Raw genomic sequence first — 19,065 nt, forward strand, 5'->3', positions numbered from 1 at the left:
TTAGCAAACATGAATCGGCAACGCATAGCGTTGTGCAACCCGATGTTCAAACGTACAACAACCGCATAATCAACGCACCACCAACGCATAACCAGCGAGACACACACCATGATCAATATCGGCGACATCAAGGTCGACAACAGCCTGCCCTTCGTGCTGTTCGGCGGCATCAACGTGCTGGAATCGCGCGATTTGGCGATGCAATCCTGCGAAGAATACGTGCGCGTGACGAGCAAGCTCGGCATTTCCTATGTGTTCAAAGCTTCGTTCGACAAGGCGAATCGCTCTTCCATCCATTCGTACCGCGGCCCCGGCCTGGAAGAAGGTATGCGCATCTTCGAAGACGTGAAGAAAGCCTTCGGCGTGCCGGTGATCACCGACGTGCACGAGCCGTATCAGGCCGCTACCGTTGCGGAAGTCGTCGACGTGCTGCAACTGCCAGCCTTCCTCGCGCGCCAGACCGATCTGGTCACCGCGCTGGCGAAGACCGGCCGCGTGATCAACATCAAGAAGCCGCAGTTCCTCAGCCCATCGCAGATGCGCAACATCGTCGACAAATTCCGCGAAGCCGGCAACGAACAGCTGATCCTGTGCGACCGCGGCAGCAATTTCGGCTACGACAATCTCGTGGTCGACATGCTCGGCTTCGGCGTCATGAAGAAAACCTGCGACAACCTGCCGGTGATCTTCGACGTCACGCACGCGCTGCAGCAGCGCGATCCGGGCGGCGCGGCCTCCGGCGGCCGCCGCGAACAAGTGCTGGACCTGGCGCGCGCCGGCATGGGCGTCGGGCTGGCCGGCCTGTTCCTCGAAGCACACCCCGATCCGAACGTGGCGAAATGCGACGGCCCGAGCGCGCTGCCGCTGGCAAAGCTGGAATCCTTCCTCGGCCAGTTGAAAGCGCTGGACGATCTGGTAAAGTCCTTCCCGGTGCTCGATATCGAAGCCTGACCCTCACACCGGCCGGCTGCATGCCGCTAGACGGATGATCGAGGGAACAATATAGTGGCAACGTTACCTTGACCATCCGGCTTCGGCCGCATGTGGATCGTGGCACCATGCTGCTGGACGATTTCCTTGACGATTGCCAGTCCCAGTCCGGTGCCGGGCGTATTGCTGCCGAGAATACGGTAGTACGGCAGGAAGATGTTCTGCATTTCCGCATCAGGAATCGATGCGCCGTCGTTCTCCACGCTCCACGCGATCGCATCGCGTCCGGATACCACCCGGACGACGATTTCGCCATCGGGCGAACCATACTGCGACGCATTTTCAATCAGGTTCTGCAACAAGCGCTGCAGCGTATACGGCGCGCCCCAGACCACGTCATCCTCCCCCGCTTCGAGCGCTACGTTCTGTCCGCGCCGCGTGATCAGCGGCTCATGCGCCGCAATCGTCTCGCAACTGATGCTGTTGAGCGATACTTTCTGGAATTTCTCCTTGCCGGTCTTCGCCGTAATCCTGCTTAACGCGAGCAACTGTTCGACCAGGTTGATCGTGCGGCGCAATCCCTGCAAGGCATCTGCCAGCGACTTTTCGCGTTCCTGCTGCGTTTCCGCATGCTGAATGTTTTCCAGATGCAGTTGCAAGGCAGCAATCGGCGTGCGAATTTCATGTGCAGCCGCATTCAGGAAGCGCTGCTCGCGGTCGAACGCATCCTTCACGCGCGACAGAAGATCGTTCAATTCCTGCACGATGGGCGCCAGTTCGTGAGGCGTCTTTTCAAGTTTTATCGGCTCCAGCGATTCCGGCTTCCGACGTGAAATCCGCGAAGCCAGTTCGCGCAACGGCCGCATGTTGATGAGCAGAATCAGGTTTGCCACCAGCAGCATGACGACACCGCCAATCAGATGCGGTATGCCGATGGCCAAACTGATGCCGTTCACCATTTCCCGCCTGACGGCATCCTTTTCTCCAGTGAGAATCCAGACATCGCCAGACGGCAAGGAAAAAGTGTGCCAGGTGGAGTTTCCTGCCTGATGGGTGCCGAAGCCCGGCTTGAAAGGCGCAAGAACCGTATCGGGGGCGGATTCGGAACGTGCCAGCAACATACCGTCCTTGTCCCAGACCTGAAAGGCGACCTTGGTTTCGTAATGGTGTCCGTAAGGATGCGGATTGTCGTCATGCGTTTTTTCCAGCGCTGACGGCAAGGTAATGACGATGGGATGGCTGATCGTGGCATGCTCCACCTGGCGCGCCACCAGCGCCTCCACCACGCGGGCGGACGTAGCTAAACGCGCGCTAAGCAATTCGTCCGATTCGCGTATGGCAAGGTGGCGAGCGACAAGACCGACGCCGCCGAAGATGACGAGCATCGCCAGTAGCGTCCAGCCAATCACGCGACGGCGTATCGAATAGCTGCCCTGCTTCATTCTTCCACCTGGCCAAGCCGGTAACCGACGCCGCGTATCGTCTTGATTACCTGCGGCGCAATTTTCTTGCGGATGTGATGCACGTGCACATCGATCGTATTGCTCTCGACACCCTCGCCCCATCCATACAGCGATTCTTCCAGCTGGGTACGGTTGAACACACGTTGCGGATTTTCCGCGAGATGCTTGAGCAGCATGAATTCGCGCCGGACCAGTTCGACCGGATGGTCGTCCCACAGCACCGAAAAGCTGGCAAGGTCCAGCGTCAACCTGCCCGCCTGCAGGCGGTTGCCGGTGGCACCGCTGCGACGGCGCTCGATGACGCGCACGCGCGCCAGCAACTCCGCCAGTTCGAACGGCTTGACCAGGTAGTCGTCAGCGCCCAGGTCTAGACCCAGGATGCGATCCTCGATGCCGTCGCGCGCGGAGAGGATCAGGACCGGCAGCATGTTGCCCGCGCCGCGCACGTTGCGCAGCACATCGGCACCATCCATCTTCGGCAGTCCCATGTCGAGAATGGCGAGGTCGAATGCGTTGTCGGCCAACGCATGCACCGCGCTGCGGCCATCGGCCACGTGTTCCACGGTGTGATGCATCTTCTCCAGCGCCAGCTTCAGGCCGGACACCAGCAGGGGATCATCCTCGACCAGCAGTATTCGCAATTAGGCTCTCCAATCATCCCTTGCGCTTGGCGGCGATCTTGTCCAGCAACTGATTGATTTCGCCGCGACGACCGGCATCGGCATCTTCACGCCCTTTGCGCGGCGCGGCCTGCAGCGCCTTGCGCAATGCACGCTCGGCGCCGTCCAGATCGCCTTCGCGGAACAGATAGTCACCGTAGAAATAATTCGAATCGATACCGTCCGGATTGATTTCCAGCCCCTTCTTCAGGTATTCGAGCGCTTTCTTGTTGTCGCCGAAACCGATCGGCCAGCCCGGCACCTGATAATACAGCGAACCAAGACTGGTATAGGCGGAACCGCCGAGCGCCTTCGGATCGATTTCCAACGCCTGCTCCAGCGATTTTTTTGCGCTCTTGACGGACGACAAGGCACCAAGGCCGCCCTTGGCACCGGCATAACTGGCTTCGACGATACCGTGCCAGATCAGCGCTTCTGCATGGTTCGGATTCTGCGCAACAACCTGGTCGGCTTCCTTGATCAGTTGCTCGAATTGCTTTTCCTGCTGGTCTTTCGGTGTCTGATATTTGATTTGCGCCCACTCATGCTGCAGCTTGGCGACGTCTTCGTCGACGCCAGCAAACGCCGTGGCGGACAGCAGCGCCGACGCACAGACAGCTGCGAAGGCGAATCGGGAGAATTGTGCAATACGGTTCATGTGTTCCTCGCTTTTGAAAAGATGATTGCCTATTCCGGCAAATGCTTGCGGATAATGCCGAGCTGGCCACGGATCGCCCTTTCCGGCAAACCCGGGAAGACGCGATTGACGAAAACAAAGAAAGACTCCTTGCCGCCCAATGTACGTTCACGCGCACTGCCGTTCAGGAAATCGACGAAGGCATGCGCGACATCCTCGGGCGTATCTTCCGCGGTTTTCAATTCGCGATTCATCGCGACGGCGGCATCGCCATTGATTGCGGTACGCGTGGCGCGTGGCGCGAAATAACGTACGTCGATCGTCGTATCCACCAGCTCGCGCCGCAACGCCTGCGAAAATCCGTACAGACCCGACTTGCTGGCGCAATAGGCCGCATAACCGGGAAAACCGATACCGCCCATCACCGAACCGATATTGACGATCTGCGCGCGTGCCGCACGCTTCAGCAGCGGGATCAGCGCGCGCGACAGCAGCATGGGCGCAATCAGATTGATTTCCATCATGCTGCGAATGACGTCGGGAGATTGCGTTTCGAACGCATGGAAGTCGTTGCTGCCGGCGTTATTGACCAGCAGGTCGATGCCACCAAGCGTGTCGCCGATCCGGACGATGCGCTCCAGCGTGGCGGATTGCGTCAGATCGCCGTCGACGATATATACCTTGTCGGCATCGAGTTGCGACCGCAGCGTTTCCAGCGCCGCCCGGTTGCGTCCCACGAGTATCAGATGCGCACATTGCGCCATGAGTGCCTTGGCGATTTCCTGGCCGATGCCGCCGGCGGCGCCGGTCAGTACCGCCCGATAGTTTTTCGAAGCAGCCATCATTTCCCTCCCTTGCCTGCCTGTGCCTTGCTGGGCAGGCTTCTGAAGATGTCGCCGTACAGCCTGTAGATCATGCTTGCGCAATGCACGACCGCTTCCTTGTCGCGCTCCTCTTCCAGCCGGTTCATCAGGTTGGCGAAAAACTGCACGTGTTCGAGGTCAAGACTGCCATGCGAATTCAGATAACTGAACGCCGCCGGCGGCAGACCGAGCACGGTCTGAATTGTTGCAGCAGCGTTGCTGGCCAGTGCGGTGCTCGTGCCTTCCAGCACATGCACCATGCCGAAGAAACCGACCGGATTGCGGCGGTCGATCTGGTGATAGGCATAGGCCACCATGGTCTCGGTTGCCGGATGCGGCATCGATTCGCGTACGCGATCGGCATCGCTGCCGCAGGCAGCGATGTCCGAGAGAACCCACTCTTCATGACCAAGCTCTTCCTCGATGTATTCCGCAATCGCGGTACGCAACCATTCATGTCGGCCATCGAGCCGGCTACCGCATGCCATCAGCAGCGGCACCGTATGCCGCACATGGTGATAAGCCTGCGTCAGAAAGGCGATGTACTGGCCGACGACGATGTCGCCACGCAATGCGTCCTGGATCACAGGAATCGAAAACAGCTGCTGCCGTTCCGCTTCCGTCTTCTGTTTCAAGATGTCGAAAAATTGCACGTCATGCTCCTGACTGGTCGAACAGTGGCAGCACCTGTTGCTCGTAGCGCTGCCAGATGGCCTGCCGGCGCAGGCGACCGTTTGCGGTCGCCAGTCCTTCGGCAGGGGAAAACGGGGCCACGGCCATCCAGCGCGCAATGCGTGCATAGTCGGGCAAGATGGAATTGGCAGTTGCCACCGCAGCCTGCATCGTGTGCGCATCGATGCGCGGCGACGCCGGCACGACCAGTGCCGCCAGCCACGGTTGCGCATCACCAAATACGATCGCCTGCGCAAAGGCGCCCGTACCCAGCAGAACCGATTCCGGCCACTCGGGCGATACGTTGCGGCCGTAACCGGTGATCAGCACATCCTTCTTGCGGCCGTCGATGAACAGATAACCTTCGTCGTCGAGATGGCCGATGTCGCCGGTCGGCAGCCATTGCGACGAGCTGCACGGCTGGCCGAGGTAATGCGTAGGTGGCATGCCGCTGACCTCGATCTCGCCGTCGGCGGCGATGCGCACCTTGCGATTCGACAGCGGCCTGCCGACGCTGCCGGCACGCTCTGCGCCGGGCAGATTCAACGCGACCACGGACGCGCATTCGGACAGGCCGTAACCTTCGTAGACAGGAAAGCCCTTGCGACGCGCCGCTTCGATCAAGCCCTGTGGCGTGCGTGCGCCGCCGACCGCGACGAACTTCAGCGATGCGATCCGCTCATCCTGCGGCTGCGCATACGCGACCATCGCCTGCAGCATCTGCGGCAACACGATGATGCTTTCAGCGCGATGGCGGCCGATCGCATCGAGGCAAGCCGACGCATCGAACCCACTGGCGCCATGCAGGCCGACTTCGGCCAGCGGTGGGCAGATCGTCTCGGCACCCGCCAGCAGCGCGGTATAGACACCCGCAATATTTTCCAGCAGCACGGCCAGCGGCAGCAGACAGAGATGTCGCCGGATGCCGAATGCGCCCAGTTCCGCATGCAACGCATGCGCGACGTCCCACTGCTGCGCCGCCTCAAGGCAGACACCTTTCGGCGCCGATGTCGTGCCGGAGGTGAACGTGATTTTCTGCACACCGTGCAAGGCAATCGCCGCGACGGCATCGGGACGTTCACACAAAGCCAGGCCGTGTTGCGCCACGACGCGCGTGAAACCCAGTTGCGCGGCCTGCTCCGGTTTTGCACAGTAGATTGCCTGCACGCCGGCACTCGCGATCACGTGCATCCATTGCTGCGGCGTGAAGAAAAGCGGCAGCGGAATCAGCGTGATGCCCAGTTCCTGTGTCGCCAGATCGATTGCAATCCAGTCTGGCGTGTTGTCGGCCAGAAGAGCGACCGGCGCGTCAGGCTGCGTGCGCGCCAGCAAGGCGTTGCGTTGTGCATCGATGCGCTGGCGAAATTCCGCCTGACGCAGAGAAAGGCCACTGCCGCTGATGCATACGCGATCGGCCATGTTGTGATCAAACCAGTTCTGCATAGCCGCTGCGAATGTCGCCGAACATGACGCTCGGACGGGTTGCGTAATAAGTTCCCCAGCTCTTGCCGCCATCCGTCAGACGCGCAGGATCGGCAACGCACAGCACATGCGGCTCCAGGCGTAACCGGGTAAAGGAATTCAGCAGGGCCGGCGTCGCGGTAAAGGCGACCCAGACCAGTCCCTGTTCGTGCAGATAGCGCGTCATGCCGACGATCAGCGCACGCGCCGCACCGACATGGCAGGCAGCCAGATTGCCGACTTCGACGATGTGTTGGCGGCAGACCGGCGTGCGCACGTGCGCGGCAATCGCATTTTCGAGCGGCGCATCCAGGTACTGTTCAAGAAAGGTCCGACCGTTGCGCGCCAGCGAATAGCCCATCGCCGCGATCCAGTTGCCGTCGGTGCCGCGGCAACCGATCAGCATGTCGCAAAAAGTATGGACCTGCGCGCCGTAGTTCTTCAGGAATACGGCGGCAATGTAATTCTGCAGGGAGAGTCGATCAGGATGGTCGCGCCCTATCCATTCGGCGCGGTGATGATCGTGACGTGTTTCGGCAGGTTTTCCTTCCGTGCCAGGGCCGGAAAATGCGGGACATTGCATGGCCATTCGATACCTCCACGGTATTGCGAGTGGCTGCAGATTAGAAGGTGAAAATTAAGCGGACATTAATTGAAGATGGCATTGATATGACATGCGCGCCGCCACTTGCCATTTAGCCAATTCGAACCGTACCACGAATGCGACCGATATGACTGCAGCCATCACACGTGCAATGCGCGTGATGACTGCAAAGATGGTCATCAGATCAGACCAGATCGAACACCAGCACTTCCGCCGAATGCCCATCGGCGATGTCGACCGATGCCGCATCGACTATCTTCAGCGCATCGCCAGCCTTCAGCACCACGCCGTTGACTTCTGCCTCGCCGCGCGCAATGTGCACATAGGCGCGACGTCCTTCCGCCAACGGCAGCGATGCGCTTTCCGCACCGTCGAACAGGCCGACATAGACCTTCGCATCCTGATGGATCAGCACCGAACCGTCGGCGGCATCCGGGCTGGCGATCAGGCGCAGGCGACCGCGCTTCTGTTCCGCAGGAAAGTTCTTTTCCTCGTAGCTCGGCGCAATGCCGTTCGCCGCCGGCTGAATCCAGATCTGCAGCAAGTGCGTTCCGTTTTCCTGTGACGGATTGAATTCCGAATGCTGCACGCCGGTGCCTGCGCTCATGCGCTGCACGTCGCCCGGACGAATCGTGCTGCCGGTGCCCATGCTGTCGCGATGCGCCACCTCGCCCTCCAGCACGTAGGTGATGATTTCCATGTCGCGATGGCCGTGCGTGCCGAAACCGGCACCGGCCGCGATACGGTCGTCGTTGATCACGCGCAGCGGGCCGAAACCCATGTGGTCCGGGTCGTAGTAATCGGCAAACGAGAATGAATGATGGGAATCGAGCCAGCCGTGGTTGGCGTGGCCGCGGTCTTCGCTTTTGCGGACTTCGAGCATGATGTTGTCCTTTCCGTGAGTTTTATTGTGTAACTGGGTTCCACTATAGACGCGCAAAGACAAATGAATAAGGGCATAATTCAGGGCAACTTATTCAAATATTTTGAATATTTAAATTTCCGCCATGAACCTCACGCTGGAAGCCATTCGCATTCTCGACACGATAGACCGCAAGGGCAGCTTCGGCGCGGCCGCCGTCGCACTCGATCGCGTGCCGTCGGCGCTGACCTACAGTGTGCGCAAACTGGAGGAAGATCTCGACGTGCTGCTGTTCGACCGGCGCGGCCATCGCGCCAAGCTGACGCCGGCCGGCCAGGAGCTGCTGAATGAAGGCCGCCACCTGCTGCGCGCCGCCGCCGAGCTGGAACAGCGCGTCAAGCGTACCGCCACCGGCTGGGAAGTCGAACTGCGCATCGTGCTCGACGCCCTCATCCCGTTCGAGCGGATGATGCCGCTGATCCGCGAATTCGACAGCCAGAATGCCGGTACGCGGCTGCGCTTTTCGACTGAAGTAATGTCCGGCGTCTGGGAAAAGCTGCTCGACGGCGAGGCCGATCTTGCCATCGGCGCATCGTATGACGGCCCGGAACTGATACGCGGCAGCAGCGGCTTCCGGGTACGGCCGCTGGGCGAGGTCGAATGGGTATTCGCCGTCGCGCCGGATCATCCGCTGGCCGCCCTGCCCGATCCCCTGCCGGCCGCGCTCGTGCAGCAGCACCGCGCCGTCGCGGTCGGCGACAGCGGCCGCATGCTGCCCGGCGTGACGGCCGGCCTGCTGACCGGCCAATCGACGCTGACGGTACCGACCGTGTGCGACAAGCTGGCGGCGCAACTGGCCGGCCTCGGCTGCGGCTACCTGCCGCGCAAATGGGCCGAACCGCATCTGGCGTCCGGCGCGCTGGTGGAAAAACAAACGGATGCAGTCAAACCCGGCGGCACGCCGCAATATGCGTGGCGCACCGACGGCCGCGGCAAGTGCCTGAAGTGGTTCCTGACCAGGCTGGCCGAACCGCATGTCCAGCAGATGCTGCTAGGGGCAGATGCAATGAAAAAAACAGGTAAGCGATGACTCACTCGATATCCCCCTCTTCCGGTTACATCGGCCGTTTCGCACCGTCGCCTAGCGGTCCGTTGCATGCCGGCTCGCTGGTCGCCGCGATGGCCAGCTATCTGGATGCGCGTACGCATGGCGGCCGCTGGCTGGTGCGCATCGAAGACATCGACGAAGCGCGTACCGTAGCCGGTGCAGCGGAAGCGATCCTGCATGCGCTGCAGGTATTCGGCATGCAGCATGATGGCGAGATTGTGGTGCAGAGCCAGCGCAAGGAACGGTATCAGGCCGCGTTCGACCGCTTGAACGGCTACACGTATCCATGCGGCTGCACGCGCCGCGAAATCGCCGATTCGCGACTCGGACTCGAACCCAGATTCGCCGCCGATGGTGCCGCCATCTATCCGGGCACCTGCCGCCACGGCCTCGCGCCGGGACGTACAGCACGTGCATTGCGTCTGCGCGTGCCGGACGTCGGCCAGCCGGATGAAACGATCGTCTTCGACGACCGCTGGCTCGGACCACAGACGCAACATCTGGCGACCGAAGTCGGCGATTTCGTGCTGAAACGCGCGGACGGCTTCTGGGCCTATCAACTGGCTGTCGTCGTCGACGACGCTGAACAGGGCGTGACGCATATCGTGCGCGGTACCGATCTGCTGGATTCGACCGGGCGGCAGATTTATCTGCAGCATTTGCTCGGCTATCCGACACTGTCTTATCTGCACGTGCCCGTCGTCGTCAACCAGATGGGAGAAAAGCTGTCGAAGCAAACCGGCGCGGCTGCGCTCGACCTGAACGATGCCGTCGGCGAATTGTTGCGCGCGGCGCGCTTTCTGCAACTCGCCGTGGAACGGACCGACTCGGTCGCGCATTTCTGGGACCAAGCGTTGGCCGCCTGGTCGCTACGCTTCGCTCGCGCGTGATGGAAATACGCTACTGGTAAGCCAGTTCCAGCTGCGCAATATCGAGTTTCCCCATCGTCATCATTGCCTGCATGGCACGCGTCACGCGTTCGCTGTCTGCATCGGCGAGCATCTCCATCATGCGACGCGGCACGATCTGCCACGACACGCCAAACTTGTCCTTCAGCCAGCCGCACCGGCCTTCGCTGCCGCCGGCCGACAGGCGTGTCCACAGCTCATCGACTTCGCGCTGATCGGCGCAATCCACGCTCAATGAAATCGCCTCGGTGAAAGGAAATTGCGGACCGCCGTTCAACGCGATGAATTGCTGCCCTTCGAGTTCGAACAGGATGGTCAGCACCTGCTCCTTCCGCTCGGGAACCGCATCGCCGTAATGCAGGATCTGCACGATGCGCGAATGCTTGAAGATACTCAGATAATGGCCGACCGCCTCTTCCGCGTTGAAATCGAACCACAGGCAGGGCGTGATTTTCTGTCTGTCCGTCATGTCAGTCTCCTTCGCAACAACAAGAACAGAAGGAAGCGAGACGATGCCGACATCGGCTTCTCATCGCCCCGGCTTTCCGAATGTCTTCGATAGCGGATACGCATCGACGTTCAAAAGCGTACCGCCAATAAAAAAGGGCACTTGCGTGCCCTTGCTCTCCCTTAGCGCTTGCCGCCCAACAGCGCGGCGACTTTCTGTTTCTGCGGCTTGATCGACGATTTGTTCTCCGCCGGTTTCGCTTCGCTTGCCGCCTCCGACGACGGCACGTAAGGCTGCGTGAAGAACGGGTCCAACGGTTGCTTGCGCGGTGCGGCGTAGGCGCCGCGTGCGCCCGGCGTATAGCTGTGGCTGCTATGCGTGTTGTGTGTACCGAGTGCTCCCTGATTGTTGCGGCTGCGGCCTTCTCCACGTCCGTCATCGCGATCGCGTTCACGGCGTCCGCCGCGTTCCGCTCCGCGATCACGGCCGCTGCGCGGCACGAAACCCGTCAGTTCGACCGGCACCAGTTTCTGCTTGGTCAGCTTTTCGATGTCGGCCAGCAGACGCGCATCCTTTTCCGAACACAACGACAGCGCATCGCCGGTTGCGCCGGCACGGCCGGTGCGGCCGATGCGGTGCACATAGTCTTCCGCGTTGTACGGCAGATCGAAGTTGATCACGCACGGCAGTTCGGCGATGTCGAGACCGCGCGCGGCGACGTCGGTCGCGACCAGCACTTCGACGCCGCCGGCCTTGAACTGCTCCAGCGCCTGCATGCGTTCCGACTGCGATTTGTCGCCGTGGATGGCCGATGCCTTGACGCCTTCGGCAACCAGATGACGCGCCAGGCGCGACGCGCCGATCTTGGTGTTCGAGAACACGATCACCTGCTTCAGGTTGCGCTCGCGAATCAGGTGCGAGACGGCATCGCGCTTGGCTTCCTCTTCGACCTTGTAGATGATCTGCGTGACGTTTTCGTTGGTCGCGTTGCTGCGCGCGACTTCGATCGTCACCGGATTCTTCAGGAAACTGCCGGCCAGCTTCTTGATCTCCGGCGAGAAGGTCGCGGAGAACATCAGGTTCTGGCGCTGCTTCGGCAGCAGGTTGATGATGCGTTGCAGGTCGGGCAGGAAGCCCATGTCGAGCATGCGGTCGGCTTCGTCCATGACCAGCATCTGCACTTGGCCAAGGTTGATGTTTTTCTGTTCCACGTGGTCCAGCAGGCGGCCTGGCGTGGCGATGACAATTTCAACGCCACCTTTCAGGATCACGGTCTGCGGCTTCATGTCCATGCCGCCAAACACCACAGTCGAACGCAGCGGCGTGTGCTGGGCGTAGGCTTTCACGTTGTCGGCCACTTGGTCGGCCAGCTCGCGCGTCGGCGTCAGGATCAACGCGCGCACCGGATGGCGCGCCGGCGAGGCGCTGGTATTCGCATGCGCCATCAGCAGCTGGATGATGGGCAGCGAGAAACCGGCGGTCTTGCCGGTGCCGGTCTGCGCCGCGCCCATCACGTCGCGCCCCTTCAGCACCACGGGAATGGCCTCGGCCTGAATCGGCGTCGGATGCACGTAACCCTGGTCGCTCAAGGCGCGCAGGATTTCCGGCGCAAGACCGAAATCCTGGAAACGAACGGTAGGTGCGGTAGATGGTGCAGATTGGTTGTCGGACATGGTGGTCGGCAGGTCCTGCCGCAGTGCAGGCGGGCGGATAAAAGGTGCAGCGGTGCCGCAGCGTCTTCCGCGAAGACCCGGTTTCTTTCAGATAGTGATTGGCTCGATGACGGCGAGGGAAATGCCCGGCCGCGACCGGGAGGAAAATCCGATGCGACGCTTCATTCCCGGCCGCCGCGGCCCCGCCTCGACGGAAAGCCGACATTATACGCCCGAAGCATAAAATCCGTGATTTATCAACGATTTGCAGGCAAACGGAAGCCGGCTGGCCGCAACCCGGAGGGCGCCCGGCTTCAGCGGCGGATCAGCGTCAGCGTATAGCGTGACGAGGTTCCCTTGCGCGCGGCGGCCCGGGTCAGGTAGACACGCACCGTATAGTCGCCGGCCAGCGCCACTTCATGCGTCCAGTGCGTCTCGCCTTCGATCATGCCGACATACAGCGCCGTTTCACTGCCGGGCGGCAACACATTGAACGCGGTGGAAGAAGCTGCAGACGCCTTCAATTCCACGTCCAGGGTATCGCCGGCTTCCAGATGGGCGACGTAATCCTGCACATCGCGCTGCGTGCCCTTCAACTTGCCGAGCAACTGCACCGGCGCGTCGTGCGATAGCGCGACCTCGGCAGCGGGAACGGCTTCCTGCGCAAGCGCGGCCGGCAGCAAAACCGGCAGACACAGTGCCAACAGGCACAGCACCAGCGAATAAAACCGCAGACAAAATGGCGCATATAGCGGCGGCAGATTGTGGGTTGCAGGCATGTTCGTGCGCATGCTCACATTCATGTTCGTCTCGCTTCGGATGAATTCAGCTCAGGGAAGCAGACGATAGCATGCGCCGCATCGCACCTCGCGGCATCACACCAACACCATCACACCACGCCTTGCCGCATCAGGCGTGGCGCACCGCCGCGCGATGCACGAATACCGCGCCATGCTCATCCGGCCCGCGTTCTTCCATCGCGATTTCGGCACGGATGAACGACATCGCAATGCGCAACGCCTTCTGCCGCGCATCGTAGGCGGAACGCTCGGTACGGCTGATCGTGCACGCGCGCGGCGAGGCGCCGCCATCGCGCCAGAAACGGAAACCGCCGCGCCACTGGCCAGACGCGAATCCCCAGTTCTGCTCTTCCACGAACACCTCGATCCGGTAGCCGCAATACTCGATGGCGGACATCTGGCTTTTCTCCTTGCATGCAATGAATGCCGGCAACGCAGGCCGACGCAAAGTGGCGAGTATATCCATATATGTATTTCAACTACATAATGATTTCGATCCCCGGACAGGCATTTCTTTTTATCCGCCGATAAATGCCGCTTATGAAGCAAGGCAAAAAATGCTGCAAGCGTTGCCCAATCATGGATTGGGCTTCAACTGCTGTGCATAGGTACGACATAGACACGCCGTGTATGGGTAATGGCCACATTCATGGCCGGATTTCACAGGCACGGAACATGCATAAGCAAACGTGTCATCCCATGTGTTCGCATCAAATACGTGCATCACTGTTTCGCGATGCGGGAAAATTTTCCCTCCCGGAAATTCCACGCAATTCCTCAAGGAAACGAAACGTCATCAGGTAACGTTTTCTTACAAATTGTCGCGGCAGTGTCTGATTCGCCCGACACGCATCGTTCGGTATCGTGAACGTACGGTGAAGCAATGGCGCAATCCGCTCCATCTCGCCGCCGATCAATGAAAAGGGAGAAGCCAAATGCCGCAACCACGTGTTCTTCTCGTCACCTCGGAAGCAGTGCCGCTGGTCAAGACCGGCGGCCTGGCAGACGTCATCGGCGCATTGGCTGCATCGTTATCGACATCCTATGTGGACGTCACCATCCTGATTCCAGGCTATCCGTCGGCCGTGCGCAATGCGCTGGGCGTGAAGAAGATCGCCGATCTCCCTGCACTGCCGGGCGGCGATGCCGAACTCTTTCTGGGCACGATGCCGGATACCGGCGTCAAGGTGCTGCTGCTGCGTTCGCCGCTGTTCGACCGGCGCACCGCCAATCCCTACGTCGACCACAGCGGCCACGAACTGGACGACAACGCGATCGCCTTCGCCTCGCTGGCGCACGCTGCCGTGCGCATCTGCGCCGGCCGCGCCAACTATCCGGTGCCGCACGTCGTGCAGGCCAACGACTGGCATGCCGGCCTGATCGCCGCACTGCTGAAGCTGGAAAACATCACCGACATCGGTTCCGTGATGACGATCCACAACCTCGCGTTCCAAGGCAACTATCCGGTCGAGATAGCGCCGCAAATCGGCATCCCGCAGGACATGATCACCGAAGACGGCATGGAATTCTGGGGCAAGATGAGCTATCTGAAGGCCGGCATCGCCTGGTCCGACTGCATCACCACCGTCAGTAAAACGTATGCGAAGGAAATCCTGACCGAGCGTTTCGGCTACGGCATGCAGGACATGCTGAACCGCCGCCGCCACGTGCTGCACGCGATTCCGAATGCCGTCGATCTCGATGTCTGGCATCCCGAATCGGACAAGATGATCAAGCGCAATTTCAGCGTCGACGATCTGGCCGGCAAATCCGCCTGCAAGCGCGATCTGCAGAAACAGTTCGGCCTGCCGATCCAGCAGTTCACGCCGCTGATGACAATCGGCAGCCGCATCACGCACCAGAAGATGGCAGATCTGATCCTGGCCGCGATGCCGCGCATCCTGCACGAACATCCGCATCTGCAAATCGCCGTGCTGGGCTGCGGCGAACCGCAATACGAAGAACAGTTCCACCAGCTGGCCGAACAGCATCCGGACCGCATTGGTGTCTTCATCGGCTACGACGAGCGGCGCGCACACGCGCTGCATGCCGGCGCCGACATCCTGCTGCACCCGACCCGCTTCGAGCCGTTCGGCCTGACGCCGCTCTATTCGATGCTGTACGGCACCATCCCCGTCGCCTCGCGCGTCGGCGGCCTGTGCGACACCATCGTCGATGCCGGTCGGGACTACCTGCCGGTTTCCGAAGCCAACGGCATCCTGTTCGACGGCGAGGAAACCGACGATCTGGTCGATGCGATCGCGCACGCGCTGCACCTGTATATGCGCCCGGCCGTCTGGCAATCGATGCAGCGCCGCGCGATGCAGGGCAACTATTCGTGGAGCGGTCCGGCCGCGCAATACATCCAGCTCTACGCGAAGATCGCACCGCTGCCGGCACGGCAGCTCTTTCTCGATCTGCTCAAGCCGCGCGCGAGCAAGCAACAGACCGTCGTGAATCCGTCCCACTACAAACTCATCGCATGAGGGGAACAGACGTACCGCAAACGGCACGCATCATGAAGGCAACGGCGACGATGACGACCATCGCCGCCGGTTGCGTTCGTGCGCGCTGCCGTACATGCACGTGCAGCAGATGCAACGCATGCCTGCATGCAGACAACGTTTCCCGCGACACAGCTTCACTGCTTTCCTTGCAGTTTTCTTCACCACGCACCGCACTGCTCTGATCATGGACAGCCAGGCCGTTCCGGGCTTGCGCCCGCCGCGAATCCATTGCATTGCCGCCGAAGACATCGTTCGCACCGCCGGCTGGCAACCCCTGCTCGTGCGCGTGGCGGCAATGGAATTCGACACCATCCTGCTGGCCGGCCATGCCCTCGCATCGTTTGCCGGCGAACAGGACGGCGACAGTGCGCTCACGCGCTTCGCAGGCGCATGCCGCGAAACCGGCTTGCGCCTGCTGCTCGATCTGGAACTGGACCGCTTCCCTATCGCGCACCATTGCTTCACACACCACGAGGAAAACTTCTTCCTGCCGGAACACGATACGCATGCACTGCCCGATCCGCGCTTCAGCGCGGCGCCACACGACGATCGCCATGCGCAACTGCGCATGGACGCGCCTGGCATGCAGCTCGCCACGCATTACTGGCAGACGCAACTGTCGCAATGGCTGGCAGCCGGCGTCGGCGGTTTCCGCTGCCTCGGCATCGCGCGCATGGCGCCTTCGCTGTGGCAGACGCTGATCGCGCACGCCCGCTCGACCGCCGGTGACACAGCCTTCCTCGCGTGGACGCCCGGCTGCACGCCGGAGCAACTGGCCGCGATCGCCGGCTGCGGCTTCGACGCCGTGTTCTCGTCCGATGCGTGGTGGGACTATCACGCCAGCTGGTTCGCCGAAGAGAACCGGCGGCTGTCGGCCGTGGCGCCCGTCATCGCCGTGCCTGAAGATCCGGCCGGCGGCCGCCTGATCCATCGCCTGCATCTGGACGACGCCGAAAGCGCGCGCCGCGCCTGCCTGCGCGCGCTACAGGTCGCCGCATTGGCTGGCGACGGCATCCTGCTGACCGAAGGATTCGCCTTCGGCGCCGACGCCGCGCTCGGCGAATTGCATCAGGACGCGCGCTGGCGCGAACAGCCGCTGTTCGACCTGACGCAGGAGATCGCAGCCGTCAACCATCGCCTGCATCGCCATGCAGACAACCTGCGCCAGCCGCTGCAGCAATTGTCCGCGCCGCATGCCGACATCGCGCTGCTGCTGCGGCAGAGCGAACCGTTCGCCTCGTCCCCCGCCGAACTGGCGATCGTCAATGCCGATACGCATCAGGAGCGGCACATCTCCGCCGCGCTGCTGCGCGAACGGCTGAGCGGCTGGGCGCTGCCGCTGCAACCGATGCAGCAGGGCGCCACGCTCACGCCGTCGGAAGTGCAGATGCACGAACTGCAGCCGGCGCGGCCCATCGTGCTGTCGACCGGCGGAAAAACCGCGACATTGCGCGAGACGCTGCGCGCCGCAAAGGCCCCGCGCATTGCCATCGAACACATCACGCCGGTCGTCGATCACGGCCGCTTCGTCGCCAAGCGCATCGCCGGCGATCCGGTTGCCGTCGAAGCCGACATCTTCGGCGACGGCCACGACAAGCTGGCCGCCGCCGTGCTGTGGCGCGCCGCCGACGACGAGACATGGCAGGAAGCGGCGATGATGCCGATCGGCAACGATCGCTGGCGCGCCATGCTGCCGCTGCAACGCATCGGCCGTCATCTGTTCGCCGTGTTCGCGTGGCGCGACGATTTCGCCACCTTCCGCGACGAACTGGAAAAGAAGCTGAAGGCCGGGCTCGACGTCACGCTGGAAATCCGCGAAGGCTGCCAGCTGATCGAAAAAACGGCAGCGCCGCATACGGGCACGCATGCGGATGCATTGAAGAAACTGCTGAAACAGCTGCCTGCAAAATCGTCCGTCAAAAAGAAAGCGGACGATGCCGAACACACGCTTGCACTGCTGCTGTCGGCCGATACGGCACAACTGATGCAGGCTGCCGATCTGCGCGCCTTCGGCACGCGCAGCGACGAATACTGCATCGATGCGGAACGGCGCGAAGCCGCCTTCGCCAGCTGGTACGAATTGTTTCCGCGTTCGCAGAGCGGCGATCCGTCGCGCCACGGCACTTTCGACGACGTGATCCGTCGCCTGCCAGCCGTGCGCGACATGGGCTTCGACACGTTGTACTTTCCGCCCATTCATCCGATCGGCAGCAAGAATAAAAAAGGAAAGAACAACAGCCTGACGCCATCGCCCGACGATCCCGGCAGCCCGTATGCGATCGGCTCCGAACTCGGCGGCCACGATGCAATTCATCCGCAACTCGGCACGCTGCAGGATTTCCGCCGGCTGCTGGTGGCCGCCGCCGAACACGGCATGGAAATCGCGCTCGATTTCGCGATCCAGTGTTCGCCCGATCATCCGTGGCTGAAGGAGCATCCGGGCTGGTTCGCGTGGCGGCCAGACGGCTCGATCCGCTACGCGGAAAACCCGCCGAAGAAATACGAAGACATCGTCAACGTCGATTTCTATGCGGCGAACGAAGACGATCCGGCAGTGCCCGACCTGTGGCTGGCTCTGCGCGACGTCGTGCTGCTGTGGGTGCGCGAAGGCGTGCGCGTGTTCCGCGTCGACAATCCGCACACGAAACCGCTGCCGTTCTGGGAATGGATGATCGACGACGTGCGGTCCCGCGCGCCGGACGTGATCTTCCTGTCGGAAGCCTTCACGCGGCCCAAGCCGATGTATCGCCTCGCCAAGGTCGGCTTCTCGCAGTCGTACACGTATTTCACGTGGCGCCACGGCAAGCAGGAATTCATCGATTACCTGAATGAAATGACGATGGGCGAACCGCGCGATTTCTTCCGCCCGCATTTCTTCGTCAACACGCCGGACATCAATCCGGTCTTCCTGCAACGCTCCGGCCGGCCCGGCTTTCTGATCCGTGCCGCATTGGCAACGACGCTTTCCGGATTGTGGGGCATGTACAGCGGATTCGAACTGTGCGAGGCGCAGGCGGTCACAGGGAAAGAGGAATATCTGGATTCGGAGAAATACGAAATCCGCGCGTGGGACTGGAGTCGCCCCGGCAACATCGTGCGCGAGATCGCGATGCTCAATCGCATCCGTCGCGCCAATCCAGCGCTGCACACGCATCTGGGCGTGCGTTTCCATGACGCATCCAGCGACGCGATTCTGTATTTCGCCAAGTTCACGCGCGATCTGCAGAGCGGCGACGACGAGCGTTTCGGCGACAACGCGCTGCTGGTGGCGATCAACCTCGATCCGTTCCACGCGCACGATGCCACGATCGACGTGCCACTGTGGCGCTTCGGCCTACCGGACGACGGCGCCGTGCACGTCGAGGAACTGACCAGCGATGCGCATTTCGTCTGGCACGGCAGGCAGCAGCAGATCCGGCTTGATCCGCAGCAACAGCCGTTCGCAATCTGGCGCATCCGCCCCGGCTGAAACCGCGACCGCAACACGCGCC

The 19,065-nt window shown here is 61.6% G+C and carries 17 protein-coding genes; 5 read left to right on the top strand and 12 right to left on the bottom strand.

Annotation, left to right across the window (positions count from 1 at the left end; all coding sequences use genetic code 11):
• The first annotated feature begins 108 nt into the window (after positions 1-108).
• Positions 109-951, top strand: a complete 843-nt coding sequence (gene kdsA, locus ACO1VH_RS11145) for a 3-deoxy-8-phosphooctulonate synthase (protein WP_486244544.1) — start codon at positions 109-111, stop codon at positions 949-951.
• 26 nt (positions 952-977) lie between these two features.
• Here the strand turns inward: kdsA and ACO1VH_RS11150 are convergent, their stop codons facing one another.
• From ACO1VH_RS11150 to ACO1VH_RS11185, 8 genes are all read right to left on the bottom strand, one after another.
• Positions 978-2,372 carry an ATP-binding protein gene (locus ACO1VH_RS11150; protein WP_486244545.1) on the bottom strand — a complete coding sequence of 465 codons (1,395 nt, stop codon included), beginning with the start codon at positions 2,370-2,372 and terminating at the stop codon, positions 978-980.
• Positions 2,369-3,034, bottom strand: a complete 666-nt coding sequence (locus tag ACO1VH_RS11155; protein ID WP_486244546.1) for a response regulator — start codon at positions 3,032-3,034, stop codon at positions 2,369-2,371. The genes ACO1VH_RS11150 and ACO1VH_RS11155 overlap by 4 nt, the downstream gene beginning before the upstream one ends.
• Before the next feature lie 13 nt (positions 3,035-3,047).
• The gene (locus ACO1VH_RS11160) at positions 3,048-3,710 is read right to left on the bottom strand and encodes a tetratricopeptide repeat protein (RefSeq protein WP_486244547.1); all 663 of its coding nucleotides are present in this window, start codon (positions 3,708-3,710) and stop codon (positions 3,048-3,050) included.
• A gap of 29 nt (positions 3,711-3,739) precedes the next feature.
• Positions 3,740-4,534 (bottom strand): SDR family oxidoreductase, encoded by a 795-nt coding sequence (locus ACO1VH_RS11165; protein ID WP_486244548.1) that lies wholly within the window; start codon positions 4,532-4,534, stop codon positions 3,740-3,742.
• A complete protein-coding gene (locus ACO1VH_RS11170; RefSeq protein ID WP_486244549.1) occupies positions 4,531-5,205 on the bottom strand; it encodes an iron-containing redox enzyme family protein in 675 nt (224 codons plus the stop codon). Before ACO1VH_RS11170 ends, ACO1VH_RS11165 begins: the two co-directional genes overlap by 4 nt.
• A 1-nt stretch (position 5,206) precedes the next feature.
• Positions 5,207-6,667, bottom strand: a complete 1,461-nt coding sequence (locus tag ACO1VH_RS11175) for an AMP-binding protein (RefSeq protein WP_486244550.1) — start codon at positions 6,665-6,667, stop codon at positions 5,207-5,209.
• On the bottom strand, positions 6,651-7,268 hold the full coding sequence (locus ACO1VH_RS11180) for a thermostable hemolysin (protein ID WP_486244551.1): 618 nt from the start codon (positions 7,266-7,268) through the stop codon (positions 6,651-6,653). The genes ACO1VH_RS11175 and ACO1VH_RS11180 overlap by 17 nt, the downstream gene beginning before the upstream one ends.
• A 205-nt stretch (positions 7,269-7,473) precedes the next feature.
• Entirely contained in the window at positions 7,474-8,172 is a 699-nt protein-coding gene (locus ACO1VH_RS11185; protein ID WP_486244552.1) for a pirin family protein, read from the bottom strand.
• Positions 8,173-8,296: 124 nt separating this feature from the next.
• On the opposite strand from ACO1VH_RS11185, the gene ACO1VH_RS11190 reads away from it, so the two are divergent.
• Both ACO1VH_RS11190 and gluQRS read left to right on the top strand, forming a co-directional pair.
• Positions 8,297-9,241, top strand: a complete 945-nt coding sequence (locus ACO1VH_RS11190; protein ID WP_486244553.1) for a LysR family transcriptional regulator — start codon at positions 8,297-8,299, stop codon at positions 9,239-9,241.
• Positions 9,238-10,149 carry a tRNA glutamyl-Q(34) synthetase GluQRS gene (gluQRS, locus tag ACO1VH_RS11195; protein ID WP_486244554.1) on the top strand — a complete coding sequence of 304 codons (912 nt, stop codon included), beginning with the start codon at positions 9,238-9,240 and terminating at the stop codon, positions 10,147-10,149. The genes ACO1VH_RS11190 and gluQRS overlap by 4 nt, the downstream gene beginning before the upstream one ends.
• 10 nt (positions 10,150-10,159) lie before the next feature.
• On the opposite strand, the gene ACO1VH_RS11200 is transcribed toward gluQRS, so the two are convergent.
• The 4 genes from ACO1VH_RS11200 to ACO1VH_RS11215 all read right to left on the bottom strand — a co-directional run bounded on the left by ACO1VH_RS11200 (position 10,160) and on the right by ACO1VH_RS11215 (position 13,464).
• Positions 10,160-10,636 (bottom strand): VOC family protein, encoded by a 477-nt coding sequence (locus tag ACO1VH_RS11200; protein ID WP_486244555.1) that lies wholly within the window; start codon positions 10,634-10,636, stop codon positions 10,160-10,162.
• A 161-nt stretch (positions 10,637-10,797) separates the two neighbouring features.
• Positions 10,798-12,288, bottom strand: coding sequence for a DEAD/DEAH box helicase (locus ACO1VH_RS11205; RefSeq protein WP_486244556.1), 1,491 nt, complete (start codon positions 12,286-12,288; stop codon positions 10,798-10,800).
• A 293-nt stretch (positions 12,289-12,581) separates the two neighbouring features.
• Positions 12,582-13,046, bottom strand: coding sequence for a hypothetical protein (locus tag ACO1VH_RS11210; protein WP_486244557.1), 465 nt, complete (start codon positions 13,044-13,046; stop codon positions 12,582-12,584).
• A gap of 130 nt (positions 13,047-13,176) precedes the next feature.
• Entirely contained in the window at positions 13,177-13,464 is a 288-nt protein-coding gene (locus tag ACO1VH_RS11215; RefSeq protein WP_486244558.1) for a hypothetical protein, read from the bottom strand.
• Between the two features lie 538 nt (positions 13,465-14,002).
• On the opposite strand from ACO1VH_RS11215, the gene glgA reads away from it, so the two are divergent.
• Positions 14,003-15,553 (top strand): glycogen synthase GlgA, encoded by a 1,551-nt coding sequence (gene glgA / locus ACO1VH_RS11220; RefSeq protein ID WP_486244559.1) that lies wholly within the window; start codon positions 14,003-14,005, stop codon positions 15,551-15,553.
• Positions 15,554-15,671: 118 nt separating this feature from the next.
• On the top strand, positions 15,672-19,043 hold the full coding sequence (locus ACO1VH_RS11225; RefSeq protein ID WP_486244560.1) for a maltotransferase domain-containing protein: 3,372 nt from the start codon (positions 15,672-15,674) through the stop codon (positions 19,041-19,043).
• The last annotated feature ends 22 nt before the right edge of the window (positions 19,044-19,065 follow it).

This window comes from Oxalicibacterium sp. (assembly GCF_057353965.1).

Excerpts from the sequence above, each read along its gene's own strand:
- kdsA (WP_486244544.1), top strand. The coding sequence starts at position 109 with ATGATCAATATCGGCGACATCAAGGTCGACAACAGCCTGCCCTTCGTG.
- ACO1VH_RS11150 (WP_486244545.1), bottom strand. The coding sequence starts at position 2,372 with ATGAAGCAGGGCAGCTATTCGATACGCCGTCGCGTGATTGGCTGGACG.
- ACO1VH_RS11160 (WP_486244547.1), bottom strand. The coding sequence starts at position 3,710 with ATGAACCGTATTGCACAATTCTCCCGATTCGCCTTCGCAGCTGTCTGT.
- ACO1VH_RS11165 (WP_486244548.1), bottom strand. The coding sequence starts at position 4,534 with ATGATGGCTGCTTCGAAAAACTATCGGGCGGTACTGACCGGCGCCGCC.
- ACO1VH_RS11175 (WP_486244550.1), bottom strand. The coding sequence starts at position 6,667 with ATGCAGAACTGGTTTGATCACAACATGGCCGATCGCGTATGCATCAGC.
- ACO1VH_RS11180 (WP_486244551.1), bottom strand. The coding sequence starts at position 7,268 with ATGCAATGTCCCGCATTTTCCGGCCCTGGCACGGAAGGAAAACCTGCC.
- ACO1VH_RS11185 (WP_486244552.1), bottom strand. The coding sequence starts at position 8,172 with ATGCTCGAAGTCCGCAAAAGCGAAGACCGCGGCCACGCCAACCACGGC.
- ACO1VH_RS11190 (WP_486244553.1), top strand. The coding sequence starts at position 8,297 with ATGAACCTCACGCTGGAAGCCATTCGCATTCTCGACACGATAGACCGC.
- gluQRS (WP_486244554.1), top strand. The coding sequence starts at position 9,238 with ATGACTCACTCGATATCCCCCTCTTCCGGTTACATCGGCCGTTTCGCA.
- ACO1VH_RS11200 (WP_486244555.1), bottom strand. The coding sequence starts at position 10,636 with ATGACGGACAGACAGAAAATCACGCCCTGCCTGTGGTTCGATTTCAAC.
- ACO1VH_RS11205 (WP_486244556.1), bottom strand. The coding sequence starts at position 12,288 with ATGTCCGACAACCAATCTGCACCATCTACCGCACCTACCGTTCGTTTC.
- ACO1VH_RS11210 (WP_486244557.1), bottom strand. The coding sequence starts at position 13,046 with ATGCCTGCAACCCACAATCTGCCGCCGCTATATGCGCCATTTTGTCTG.
- ACO1VH_RS11215 (WP_486244558.1), bottom strand. The coding sequence starts at position 13,464 with ATGTCCGCCATCGAGTATTGCGGCTACCGGATCGAGGTGTTCGTGGAA.
- glgA (WP_486244559.1), top strand. The coding sequence starts at position 14,003 with ATGCCGCAACCACGTGTTCTTCTCGTCACCTCGGAAGCAGTGCCGCTG.
- ACO1VH_RS11225 (WP_486244560.1), top strand. The coding sequence starts at position 15,672 with ATGCCTGCATGCAGACAACGTTTCCCGCGACACAGCTTCACTGCTTTC.